The sequence below is a fragment of the Vibrio sp. 1288 genome, assembly GCF_033344475.1.
Genome location: NZ_JAWPOX010000293.1, coordinates 1 through 852 on the forward strand (window position 1 = coordinate 1; position 852 = coordinate 852).

The 852-nt window shown below is 48.1% G+C and carries 1 protein-coding gene; it reads right to left on the reverse strand.

Translation table 11 applies throughout. The features are described from left to right. Positions 1 to 852, reverse strand: an 852-nt coding sequence (gene dprA, locus R8O11_RS26325; protein WP_318194755.1) for a DNA-processing protein DprA, incomplete at both ends; no start/stop codon positions are given.

Below are 852 nucleotides of genomic sequence, written 5' to 3' on the forward strand. Positions count from 1 at the left end.
GTAGCTTCACTTCCTACGTTAGCTAACAGCTGAGGAAATGGCAATTCTTCTTCATCATTTAACGTAGAAAATAAATCGATACTTTGATTAACAGACCAATCGAGTAAAGACTGTATTTCATCGAGGATATCTTGGGTTTTCTCTACGAGGCAGGCACCGTTGCGAATCAATTGGTTACCACCACTAGCATTGCGAGCATTAATTGAGGCCGGCAGCGCAAACACTTCTCGCCCTTGCTCAAGGGCATAACGCGCGGTAATAAGCGAGCCACTTTTCTCGGCCGCTTCCACCACTAACACACCTAACGATAAGCCGCTAATGATACGGTTTCGACGCGGAAAGTTTTCTGCGCGAGGCTTGGCATTGGGGCGAAACTCAGAAACCAGTGCGCCATTTTCTGTTACTCGCTGCGCTAAACTACGATGACGAGCAGGATAAATATGTTCTAAACCAGACCCGAGCACAGCTATCGTCTTACCACCCGCTTGTAGCGCACCGTCATGAGCATGGCCATCAATCCCAAGCGCTAAGCCGCTAGTGACAATCAATTCTTGCTGAGCCAACTCTGCCGCAAATTGACGTGCATGGTGTAAACCATCAAAACTGGCGTTACGGCTGCCCACCATGGCAATTTGTGGTTGCGATAAAAAGGTGGGATTCCCCTCAACAAATAACAACGGAGGCGGAGCGACAACTTGCTTGAGTAAAGGGGGATATAAAGGATCGGCCAGCGTCAGAATGTGATGATTTGTAGAAGTGGCTAGCCACGTTAAACAAGCATCGACCTCTTTATCGACCGAAGCCCAAGCTTGCAGCTGTTTGTTCGTCAAACCCAATTGATAGAGCTGATCA